The following is a 12161-nucleotide window of genomic DNA, read 5'->3' as shown; positions in this document are numbered from 1 at the left end:
AACCTATTATGAAAAAAACACTTTTAGTATTTGCACTCGCTCTTGGTTTTTTTGGCTTTAGCCAGAGCGGGGCAAATCTTGACGCCAACAAATGGTCTAAAGAAAAAGCAAAGGCCTGGTATGCCGAGCACGACTGGATCAGCGGAGCCAATTTTATCCCGAGTACCGCCATCAACCAGCTGGAAATGTGGCAAGAAGCTACCTATGACCCGGAGACCATAGACCGCGAACTGGGTTATGCCGCCGGTATTGGTTTTAATACCATGCGGGTGTACCTGCACAGTCTAGCCTATAAGGCAGATAAAACAGGCTTTAAAAAGCGTGTGGAAGACTACCTGAGTATTGCCGATAATCACGATATCAAAACCATCTTTGTGATCTTTGACGACGTTTGGGATGCGAACCCTAAAATAGGAACACAGCGCGACCCCAAAACGGGAACGCACAACAGCGGCTGGATGCAAGATCCCGGTTATCCTGCCTCTAACGAGATGGCTAATTCACCTGAGCTTAAAGCGTATGTGCAAGACATCATCAAAACTTTTAAAGACGACGACCGCATCTTATTTTGGGACTTGTATAACGAGCCCGGAAACAACGGTAAGAATACCGAGAGTCTTCCGCTGCTTACCAATGTATTCAAGTGGGCACGAGAGATCAACCCTAGCCAGCCGCTTTCTGCCGGTTTATGGAGTTGGGGATATAAAGAGTTGAACACCTTTCAGGCGCAGCACTCAGACATCATCACCTACCATGATTATGAAAATGCTGATATGCACCGCCGCGTAATCGAACTCTTAAAAACCCACGACCGCCCAATGATCTGTACCGAATATATGGCGCGCACAAACGACAGCCGTTTTTCGACCACACTTCCTATGCTTGCCGAGAACAACATTGGCGCGATCAACTGGGGACTCGTAAACGGAAAGACCAATACCATCTATGCGTGGAATACCCCAATAGATTCTGGCGAAGAGCCGGTAGAATGGTTTCACGATGTATTCAGAAAAGACGGTACGCCTTACCGTCAGGATGAAGTAGATCTCATCAAAAAATTGAACGATGCTTACTAAGCGAACGACCATCGTACTACGTTACTGCCTGATCGCAGCACTAGGCGTAGGTCTGTATTCCTGCAAAGAATCGGGAAACAAGACCACCGAACCCCAGAACCTCGTAGAAGAGCAAACGCAAACAAGCCTTCTGGACGCTGCTGCATTTGAGCAGACAATAAACGGAAAGAAAACCAACTTATATTGGATCGAGAATAAAGACATCAAAGTGGCCTTTACCAACTACGGCGGACGCATCGTAGGGCTTTGGGTGCCTGACCAAGAGGGCGCGATGACCGACGTGGTCGTAGGTATGGCCGGGGTGCAAGCTTTTGCTGATGCAAGCGAACCGTATTTCGGAGCGACCATTGGGCGTGTGGGCAATCGTATCGCCAATGGTAAATTCACCTTAGACGGTAAAGAATATCAAGTACCTACCAATAACGGCGACAATGCTTTACACGGGGGTGACCAGGGCTTTCAGTATAAAGTATGGGACGCGCGTAAACCCAATGCACAGACCTTAATTCTCACCTACCGCTCTCCTGATATGGAAATGGGCTTTCCGGGGAATGTGGACGTAAAGGTGACCTATAGCGTGACGGCAGATCGCGAACTCAAGATGGAATACGAGGCGACTACCGATCAAAAAACAGTGGTGAACCTTACCAATCACGCCTTTTTTAATCTGAACGGCGAAGGCAGCGGGAGCATCCTGGAACACAGCCTTGTGATTCACGCCGATCAATATACCCCCGTAGATAGCGGACTCATCCCTACCGGGACTTTAGATTCGGTGGCGGGAACACCTTTTGATTTTACCCAGGCGCATACCATTGGGGAGCGTATAGCAACGGCTAATGAGCAACTTACCTTTGGTAAGGGTTATGATCATAATTATGTACTGAAAGAAGCTTCAGGAACACTCAAACCGGCGGCAAAGATCAGCGGTGACCAAAGCGGGATCGTGATGGAAGTCTTTACCGAAGAGCCCGGCCTGCAGTTTTATAGCGGGAATTTTATGGAAAGTAAAAATACTTTTAAAACCGGTGCTAAAGACGACTTTAGAACCGCATTTGCGTTAGAGACTCAGCATTTTCCTGATGCGCCTAATCAACCGGAATTTCCAAGTATTGTCTTGGAACCCAATGAAACCTATGCGACGACTTCGGTCTATAAATTTTCAGTAAAAGGATCGTAGTACTAAACTATACACACGCCCGGCGTGTAACAATAATTATTCGTGTGTGTTTAAGAGGGATAAACAATTGGGGCGGCCGCAACCTTCACAGCAGCCGCCCCATCACCAGAAACTGTTTATCTTCACCGGAGAACCCTTTCAGCAATGAAAGGGTTTTTTGTTACTTAGGTTACGCAAAGAATCTACGAGAGTTGCTACTTTTGAGCCTATGAGCACACGTCTAAAACGTATTTTACGCTATGCCTTGTTTGTGGGTATTCTGGTCTTGGTTTATACCCAAGGATGGCACAAACCTGTGGTGGCCACGTTGCAACGCGGCATTCTAAAAACGGGTATTATGAATCCGCAGCTTAAGGAAGTACCGGATACTAACGGAAAAACCCGCGTAAAAGGCACTAAAAGTGAGGCTGTAGTACCGGGCGACCTTGCAGACCTTAATGTGCAGTTCTTTGACGAGAACGACCAACTCGTTTCACTAAAAGATATGCCGAAGCAACCCTATTTTATTAACTTTTGGGCTACGTGGTGTCCGCCTTGCGTTGCAGAAATGCCGGGCATCGCCAAGCTGTATGCTGATACCAAAGACGAAGTGAACTTTGTGCTGGTCTCTTTTGATACCGATTTTGAAAAGGCGAAAGCCTTTAAAGCGAAAAAAGGTTTTGATTTTCCCATCTACCGCATGGCCTACGACCTGCCGGAAATGTACAACACCGGTAGCCTGCCCACCACCATCCTGATCAATGCCCAAGGCCAACTGGCGCTCACCCATATGGGTATGGCTGATTATGATACCGAAGCATTCAGGGAGTATTTGGAGGAGTTGCAGTAAGGATTTGCAGTAAATCCTTAGAAATACGAAAGTAGAAATACAAAATACAATGTTCCCGCGCTCTGCCTGTCCACAACGTTTCCGCGCGATTGCATCGCGTGTTCGTTAGATCTCAACTCGAAGATTTTTTTGAAGCAAACTCTTGAAGCAGGCGGTCATTTTGACCATCGGGAGAAATCGCACCCTCCATTAATTTCTTAATCTTTTTCCTCATCCCCTACTTGCTTTTAACGTAGATTGAGTGATAGTAACTTTAAATCATAAGCAGTTGGCAATAGCAGTCTGCAGTTGGCGGTGGATAGACGGGAGAAAAAAGAGAATAGAACAAAGAGTAAAGACAGCATCAAATACGAAAGTAGAAATTGGAAATACAAAATACGCTTCGCCCTGTCACTTCGAGTGATGCTTGAGCACCTTAGCGCGAAAGGATTGTATCGAGAAGTTTTCGAAACAGCAATAAGGGTAACTATAAACTCACTGACTTCAAAGACTTCTCAATACAACTGAATCCCTGCTACCGCTGGTATTCAGTCACTCGAAGTGACAGTCTTCTTACCCGAAGGATTACACGAATTCCCAGGTTTTCGCGCTGCCTGTCCACAACGTTTCCGCGCGATTGCATCGCGTGTTCGTTAGATCTCAACTCGAAGATTTTTTTGAAGCAAACTCTTGAAGCAGGCGGTCATTTTGACCATCGGGAGAAATCGCACCCTCCATTAATTTCTTAATCTTTTTCCTCATCCCCTACTTGCTTTTAACGTAGATTGAGTGATAGTAACTTTAAATCATAAGCAGTTGGCAGTAGCAGTCTGCAGTTTGCAGTGGATAGACGGGAGACCAAAGAGAATAGAACAAAGAGTAAAGACAGCATCAAATACGAAAGTAGAAATTGGAAATACAAAATACGCTTCGCCCTGTCACTTCGAGTGATGCTTGAGCACCTTAGCGCGAAAGGATTGTATCGAGAAGTTTTCGAAAAAGCAATAAGGGTAACTATAAACTCACTGACTTCAAAGACTTCTCGATACAACTGAATCCCTGCTACCGCTGGTATTCAGTCACTCGAAGTGACAGTCTTCGTACCCGAAGGATTACACGAATTCCCTTGTTTTCGCGCGATTGCATCGCGTGTGCGTTAGATCTTAAATCGAGGATTCTTTTTGAAACAACCTCTTAATCAGGCAGTCATTTCGACCATCGGGAAAAATCGCACTCTCCATTAATTTCTTAATCTTTTTCCTCATCCCCTACTTGCTTTTAATGTAGATTGAGTAATAGTAACTTCAAATCATGTTCATTCATTTTCTTTGCTTCTCCAAAGAAAACGAATCAAAAGAAAAGAGCCTTTTTCTTAGGTATTTTTGCCTTATCAGGCAAAACCGCAACAAGGCTCCTAAATTTTCTCCAAGGCTTCAAAAATTCTTAACGGAGCCTTCTTGCTATACTGAAGCAAAAGATACCAAACCCTTCGGGTATTAATAATTTATCTTCTGTCTCACTTCTAAAATCTCATGTCTATTCTAACGTCAGTACCGGCCTACTTTTTAGATCTGTAGTAAAACTAGCAGGCGTCGCAGCGGTGGGCAGTGAAGCCCTGCATCCGACGACCGTAGGGAGAGGAATGCACCTGTTGTGCTAAGTAATACTGGTAGTCGGATTAGTACTAGCAAAGAAAATGAACAAAACATGTTTTAAAAACACTTTATCATTATACCTCAAATTTTAGCACCCTATTAAGAAAGTTTAGCTGCACCTTTGCGTCTATAAAACCAGCGAAGTACAACTTTCGTATATTTTATAGTGTTATGAAAAACAGAATCATTCTTTCCGCATTACTGGCCGCAACGATCGCTTTGAGCTTGTTGTTTAACGGCTGTGCTGATGCGACGAAATCTAACGATACCGCACAGACTACTAATGCTGTTGCACTCAACACCACGGGCACTGCCGAAGAAGCTGCAGTTCCTGCCGAAATACCGGTGCCTCAAGACCGTGCTGCTGCCTATTTTGCCAGCGGATGCTTCTGGTGTGTCGAAGCAGTTTATGAAAGTGTAAAAGGCGTTGACGAAGCCGTTTCGGGCTACGCAGGAGGGCATACCAAAAACCCAACCTACGAAGACAGCAACACCGGCCGTACCGGGCACGCCGAATCGGTTAAGGTGATCTATGATCCTAGCGTGGTCAGCTTTAGCCAACTCGTAGATGTATATTTTGGTTCACAAAACCCAACACAGGTAAACGGTCAGGGACCGGACCAAGGTTCGCAATACCGCTCGATCATCTTTTATCAGAATGATGCTGAAAAGGAGGTCATTGAGCAAAAGAAAGCGGCACTTGAAAAAGAATTAGGCGAATCGGTAGCTGCTGAGGTCAAGCCTTTTGAGAAGTTCTGGATCGCGGAAGCTTATCACCAAAACTACGAGGTGCAGCATCCGGAAAACCCGTATATCCAAAACGTGTCGATACCCCGTTTAAACCGATTTAAAGCAAAGTTCCCCGAACTTTTAAAAGCTAACAGCCACTAGGCTGAACTATGAAGAAGAAAAAGAAGACCCAAGCCCTTTCTACACTGATAGGGCTTTTTTGATTGGCGCCGCCAAAGGGTTTAATACTCCGAGGCTTATGTCGAATTTAAAAATTCGTTTCCAACCAACGCCTCATAGGTCTGCCCTGAGGTAGTGTAATGGCACCGCCAGACAGGCACGAGGCGAGTCCTCCAAAAGCCTACAAAGCTTAAGACGATCAACACTTCCTTCTTCTTTATGTAGTAGCTTTGTGGCACCCTAACGTCAATACACCCTTTATTCATGCATTTACGCGACGCTTCACCCCAACGTAAAAAGATCGCTACGATACTTACCTTTTTGTCGATTCCGCTTTCGGGCTTTATGACCGACATTTACCTGCCGTCGTTTCCGTCAATGGCACGTAACCTCAGCGTTTCAGAACAAAGTATTCAATTAACGCTCACTTGTTTTTTCCTGAGTTACGGGTTCTCGCAATTGTTTGTAGGCCCCGTAGCCGATAGTGTAGGCCGGCGCAAACCTATGCTGATCTCGCTGGCGGTATTGCTGTTGAGCAGCCTTGCCGTGACCTTTACCGGCGAAGTGCTGGTGATCAGTCTGCTGCGTATCGTACAAGGGATCGCTACCGCCTTTATTGTCGTGGCCAAACGCGCCTATTTTGTAGACCTTTTTGATGATGAACAACGTAAACACTACCTCAGCTACTTTACCATCGTCTGGAGCTGCGGACCTATCATCGCGCCTTTTTTGGGTGGTTTCCTCGAAGAGCATCTGGGCTGGCAGTCTAACTTTTACTTCCTCGCGATCTATGCGGCCATCTTGTTTGTAGGCGAACTCGTATTCAGTGGGGAGACCATACGCAACTACAAGAAATTCAACCTCAAGAAAACCGGCTTGCTGTATATGGCAATGCTTAAGAACCCCGGTTTTATCTTAGGCATCGCGGTATTGGGCTGCGCCTATTCGGTAGTGATGGTGTTTAACATCGCAGGGCCGTTTGTGGTAGAACAGCATTTTAACTACAACGCCGTGATCATTGGGTATTGCACCCTCGTTTTAGGCTTTGCCTGGATGATCGGTGGAATCTTAAGCAAGCGCTTTACACCGGTGAACTTTACTAAAAAGATCCGTCTGGTGTCACTGACGCAACTTGTATTGATGGTCCTCTTTATCGGCTTAGGAAGTATGATCGACAACCTCGTATTGCTCGTAGGTTTTGCCTTTATCGTGCACATCTGTTCCGGGTTTTTGTTTACTAACTACTTTACGCAGAATATGGTGTTCTTTCCCGGAAACGCAGGCATCGCCGGTGGACTCATGGGCGGGCTTCTGTACATCATTACCTCGATGGGTAGTTTTGTGATCTCCCACTCCGGAAGCATCACCAACACCTTAGATATGGCCCTTCGCTACCTGCTCATCGCCGCCCCACTGGCTGTTGTGATCTTCTTTTCGCTACGCTACTTTAAAAAACGCGACCTAAGGAAACGCGCGAGTGCGTTGAAGGTTCAGGGCTAATACGGTTTTCGGTTTGTTGTTTTTGGTTGTTGTTTTCTGTTGAACCTGTCACATCGAGCGTGTCACACTGAGCGCATCCCGATAGCTATCGGGAGAGATGCTGGTTAAAATTCAAGACTAAAAGCCAACAAAAACAAAAAGCTCCCCTCCTTACGGAGGAGGGGTGGGAGGCGCTTAAAAGCCTAAAGGCGTTAAGCGAATGACGGGGTGGTGTATTGCGCTATGCTAAATTCAAAGGCTAAAATTCAAAGGCTAAAATTCAAAGTTGTAGTTTTCGGTTTACTGTTTGCTGTCGAGCGTGTCACACTGAGCGCATCCCGATAGCTATCGGGAGAGATACTATCGGGAGTTTCAGCATCCCATAAACATGCTTGCAAAACGCTGCTTATGAGACCCTGAGACAAGCTCAAGGTGACGGATGTCTCCTTTAGGAAAAAGATTGTTTAAGTCCTGTTTTTCAAGATTTAGAATTTCCATAATTACTTAACCTATGCCTTTTATTTACTCGCTTATCTGCCATAAATAGTATACGATCTGATTCTTCAAAAGGTATTTTTAAATTATCACAAACCGAATGTAAATCCTTTAAGTATTTGATATAAAGGTCTATTTGTTTATCAATATTAGTTTCACTAGGGTAGCTACTAATTTTTAATGTTTGCTCAGGGTATATTATTCGATACACACGCTGATCAATGATTTGATAAATAAATTTATTTCTAAACCTCAATATTGTCGAAGCCATTGCCAGCTGTACTCCTTTTGTTTTTAATAGAAGCTTTAAAAGCTCTCTGGTTTTATCCAAGTCTATTTCAGTATCCGTAGGCCTTACAGAGTTTATCAGCGCAATTAATTTGTCATCAAAAGCAGCATACCGATTAACTTTCCAAAGCACAATTTCATTGAGCTTATTTTGATCAAACGCTTTTTGATCTGCATCAAGTAACGCTGTTAAATCTTGTTGATAGGTAAACTCTTTATCCGCTTCGATTATATCAAAGTCTTTGTCAAAAACTGTCTTGTGAGTCATATAATGAATTTTCAATAATTTACTGAATGTAATACAACTTAGCAGAATAAGAAATCATCAATAATAAATAGAATTAGCTGTCACATCGAGCGCATCCGATAACTACCTCAGTCTCGGTCTTAAACTCTAAGCAACTGCTTCATAGCAACGCCAGACTAACGGAAAAACAAAGGTTTAAACATTTCATAGATGAAAAGATGATTGATAAACTTTAAAACTTAAAAAACATTTTAAATCCAGTAATTAATAGATGTTTACCATTAACAGTCAAAAACAAAGGAGAGCTAGAGGACAAATACTTCATTAATATTATTATTTAGCTTTGTTATTTTATCTTCGTTTTCTAATTGTTTTAATGTAATCCTCTAATACAGTTAAGTCAGCAAGAAATTCAGCAGAGTCTGGCATTTCCTCAATTAGAGTTCCTGCTGTGTCGTGTCCTGTAAAATAGGTAGAACACTTGCTCATATTTGCGTCAACAAGATTATAATCATCATCAGTTAAATCTACTATCTTAGATAAACGTTGAGTTTGTATTGCTCTACCAAATCTTTGAATTGCTCCGTTGAGAAATACCTCTTCAATAAAACGCTCCCAAGTTTCTCTGAGTTTACCATACAACAATTTTGCCCTTTCTTTATAAAGTTCTTCGGTTTCTGTTCTTTCGATTTTCTCTAATTTTTGATATGCGTTTTTCAACAAGCCAATTCTTTTCCCTACAGGTAAAGCATCCCAAGGTGGATTGCTTGCAATTAGTCCTGTTTCTTTTTTCTTTCTTGTCAAGCTCTTTATATCCAAATCACAATTTAAACTTTTAGAATGTTCCTGAATCATAAGTAGAAAAGTGATGTCGTGAGTAAAAACAATAACCTGTCGCTCTAAAGCCTCTTCTGCAATTCTTTTCGATATTTTATTTCTCCATTTGTGGTCAAGGGATGAAACTGGGTCATCAAAAATTATAGCACTTTTATGCTCTGAAATGGATAATTCAGAAAAGAATGTTGCTAAGGAAATACACCTATGTTCTCCTTCACTTAAAACGTCTTTTAGTGCAATTCCATTTGCGTTCTGTTCATCGAGTCTTAAGTAGTGATATTGTTTCCCTCTTTGTCCTTTTGTTTCGGTTTCTATCTTGATGTTTTTAAATCCTAGTTTGGTAAGTTCTGCTTTGAAATTCTGTTTAAGGTTTTGACTTATGTAATTTGTTGCTAAATCATTACTAAGAGTAGTAATGGTTCGAGTATTACATTTACTAATGCACTGATTTAGCAGTTTTATCTTTTTTTGTCGATAAATTTCACGTGCTAACTTGGGTTTATAATCAAAAATCTTTTTTTCGCCCTTTAATTGATTTAGTTCCTTGTTTAGCGGTTTTAAATCTTCTTCAATTGATTGGACTGCTAACTTCTCATTTGCTTCTTTTAAGTCTTTAATGAGGTTCTGAATTTGAGTTTTAGGTGTATTCTCAATTTCAATTGAATTAACAGATTCAACAGATTTTTTAGAATTAAACAGCCCAATTAAATAGTCCTTCTGTTTAGAAAGTGACTCTAAATATTTTGTTTGATTTTTCGAGTATTCATCAATCAGTTCATCTAACTCAATTGTTGTAGGCTTTTGTTCTTCAAAAGAAAAATCCTGACTATTTAGATTATCATATTCTAAATCAAATTTATCAGAAGCTTCATCAAAAGATTTTTGAATATCATTTTTCACAAAATCTTCGAAAGCAGTAAATCTGCTTTTTGCATCTTCCCCTAAATCTTGAAAACAAAGAGGGCAATTGCTCTCTCCATTTACTTTTGGAAAATCTTCTGTCTCGGTACTTTCGTTATAGAACTTTCGAGCACTTTCCCAAAGTAATTTCCAAGAACTATTACCAACACCCTCAATTGGTAATTCAGAGAATGCCTTTTCAGAAGATTCTTTAAGTGCTTTACTTGTTGTTGAAAGATTATTTAATATTTGTTTTAGGTCCTCTAATTTTGCTCCTGTCAAGTTATTTTCGAGTGTTTGAAATTTGTTTTGCAAAACCTCAAATCGCTTTATCTTATCGATGTTTTCTTTTAAGATTTTCTTAGGGTCGGTTGCTTTTAATTCATCTATTTGTTTGATTAGCACTTCAATTCTAGAATTTTTGGGGTCATTCCAAATTGCTTCTGCTCTTAATTCGTTAAGTGTAGTTTCCGAATTTAAATTATTGAGAAATGTTTTAGCAGTCGAACAATCTGAAACTTCTAAAAGAGTTTGGTCAAATTTCTCTAATGCAGGGTCTGAAAATTCCGCATTTAGTTTATTGTCAACTTTTTTTATACAGACTGCTAATTTTTCTACAATAGATAACCCTTGAGGAATAAAGGCTATTTCATCTTCCCCTTCAATGTAATGATTTGCACTAAACGTATCGAAAACATCAACACTTTTTAAAACAGAGTCACTTACTACTTCATTTATAAGATTTACTGTGTTGAAATTTATTCCATCAATTGTATATTCTATATCCGCTTTTTTATCATTTCCAAAACAAGTTGGGTCATATAGATTGTCATTTATTTTCGGCTTACTTCCTCTAGTATTACAAGCGTGTTTTAAAATGCTAACATAGCTTGATTTTCCTGAACCATTATCTCCATAGACAAGCGTAAGTCCATTTGAGGCAAATTCTAATTCACTGGTTTGTGAGAGTGCGTTTATATTTTTTACATTGGAGATTTTTGAAAGTATTATATTATCACTGCTTGTTGAGTTATTTGCGAAGTCTCTTAAATCATCAAAATCCACTTCGTTAAAGTCAAAGTTTGATAAGCCATAATCTACCTTACAGATTTCCTTTAGTTCCGAAATATCATTATCCGTTAGTTCATTGTTTCTGATTAAACGGTCAACGGCAATTTGCCAAAAAACAGGCTTGTTTTCCACCCAATCAATTATATCATTTAGTATTGGCATATACCCTTTTCCTTATTTTATTAATTTAATTTCTCTTACCTGTCATATAAAAACTTGACATATTTATTTATGTATGCGTTTAATCCTATTCCTCTTTTAGCTAGTTTTTTCATCGCTTCAACGTGATTTCGACCTGCTTTTAAGTAGCTATATCTATACTTCCTAAAAGTTCCTTTAAACTTTATAAGAATATAATCAGCTCCTATTTCGTATTCAGATACATTCGAATCTCCACCTAAATTTTGATACCTATTCATAACAAGTTTTAAAAAAATTAAATCTACCAAAACCCCTCCACTAAATCGTACAGAATCCCGTAAATACTTGTATTTAATACACATAAAGGGGTAAAACACCCGTACTTTTTAAACCATCCTCCCCAAATAAGTAGAGTAGGCATAATCGGTTTCCGTAGCGGTGCTAAAAGTGGTATAGACTTCTAAAGGCAGTGTGCTTAAGGCTTCGGGAAGTTCGAGGGTATGCGTTGCTGCCGCCCGGGTGGTGCAGGCTTTGTAGAACGCAAAATCTTCGGTATCGGGAGCATACAGCAAGACGCTAAGCAGATCGTTGGGTTCGGCAAAAGGCTGTTGGGTGCCTCCTTGCCAGTGCAGCACCACCTGCTGTGCATCGCGCGACTGCGACACCGGTACATACGGCCGTACCCGCCCCGTACTGATCAATACCTTGTCATAGGCGATACGCCAAGCGTCCTGCTCTTTTACAATCACCTGCGCCATATAATAACTGCGCACCGCATCTCGCGCATTGTCCTTCCCAAGGAAATCGGTATAATACTCTTTAAAAATGGGATAGAGCAACCCGGTAAAATGTTTCATGAGTGCGAACTTGTTCCGGGTTTGTTGTTGTTTAGGACTTGCGGGAGCTTTGCTAGGTGTGGGTTTGCTGCGTACAATACCTTTACCGTCATTTCCTTGTACAAACACCACCGGCCCTACTGCTCCGCTTATCATGCCGATTTGATCTTCAATAAACTGTCCCATAGCCTTTGGCATTTAACTGGTTATCAATACTCTAAAGTACTTTTTACCCGGTT

The 12161-nt window shown here is 41.4% G+C and carries 9 protein-coding genes; 5 read left to right on the top strand and 4 right to left on the bottom strand.

What is annotated here, in order from left to right; all coding sequences use genetic code 11:
• Positions 1-8: 8 nt before the first annotated feature.
• From HCN54_RS16595 to HCN54_RS16575, 5 genes are all read left to right on the top strand, one after another.
• On the top strand, positions 9-1076 hold the full coding sequence (locus HCN54_RS16595; RefSeq protein WP_167598671.1) for a cellulase family glycosylhydrolase: 1068 nt from the start codon (positions 9-11) through the stop codon (positions 1074-1076).
• Entirely contained in the window at positions 1066-2256 is a 1191-nt protein-coding gene (locus HCN54_RS16590) for an aldose epimerase family protein (RefSeq protein ID WP_167598670.1), read from the top strand. Before HCN54_RS16595 ends, HCN54_RS16590 begins: the two co-directional genes overlap by 11 nt.
• Before the next feature lie 208 nt (positions 2257-2464).
• On the top strand, positions 2465-3085 hold the full coding sequence (locus HCN54_RS16585) for a TlpA family protein disulfide reductase (protein WP_167598669.1): 621 nt from the start codon (positions 2465-2467) through the stop codon (positions 3083-3085).
• Between the two features lie 1805 nt (positions 3086-4890).
• Positions 4891-5610 (top strand): peptide-methionine (S)-S-oxide reductase MsrA, encoded by a 720-nt coding sequence (gene msrA / locus HCN54_RS16580; protein ID WP_167598668.1) that lies wholly within the window; start codon positions 4891-4893, stop codon positions 5608-5610.
• Between the two features lie 282 nt (positions 5611-5892).
• Positions 5893-7128 carry an MFS transporter gene (locus HCN54_RS16575; RefSeq protein ID WP_167598667.1) on the top strand — a complete coding sequence of 412 codons (1236 nt, stop codon included), beginning with the start codon at positions 5893-5895 and terminating at the stop codon, positions 7126-7128.
• A gap of 457 nt (positions 7129-7585) precedes the next feature.
• On the opposite strand, the gene HCN54_RS16570 is transcribed toward HCN54_RS16575, so the two are convergent.
• The 4 genes from HCN54_RS16570 to HCN54_RS16555 form a co-directional block, all read right to left on the bottom strand.
• On the bottom strand, positions 7586-8158 hold the full coding sequence (locus HCN54_RS16570; RefSeq protein WP_167598666.1) for a hypothetical protein: 573 nt from the start codon (positions 8156-8158) through the stop codon (positions 7586-7588).
• A gap of 330 nt (positions 8159-8488) precedes the next feature.
• Positions 8489-11107 carry an AAA family ATPase gene (locus HCN54_RS16565; protein WP_167598665.1) on the bottom strand — a complete coding sequence of 873 codons (2619 nt, stop codon included), beginning with the start codon at positions 11105-11107 and terminating at the stop codon, positions 8489-8491.
• 35 nt (positions 11108-11142) lie between these two features.
• Positions 11143-11364 (bottom strand): hypothetical protein, encoded by a 222-nt coding sequence (locus HCN54_RS16560; RefSeq protein ID WP_167598664.1) that lies wholly within the window; start codon positions 11362-11364, stop codon positions 11143-11145.
• A gap of 108 nt (positions 11365-11472) precedes the next feature.
• Complete coding sequence (locus HCN54_RS16555; RefSeq protein WP_167598663.1) at positions 11473-12120, bottom strand: DUF6266 family protein; 648 nt, start codon at positions 12118-12120, stop codon at positions 11473-11475.
• Positions 12121-12161: the final 41 nt, after the last annotated feature.

It is taken from the genome of Leeuwenhoekiella sp. ZYFB001 (genome assembly GCF_011784865.1).
In the GTDB taxonomy this organism is placed as follows: Bacteria; Bacteroidota; Bacteroidia; order Flavobacteriales; family Flavobacteriaceae; genus Leeuwenhoekiella; species Leeuwenhoekiella palythoae.
Note: the sequence above shows the minus strand (reverse complement) of the source record. Positions and strands in the feature narration are given on the sequence as shown.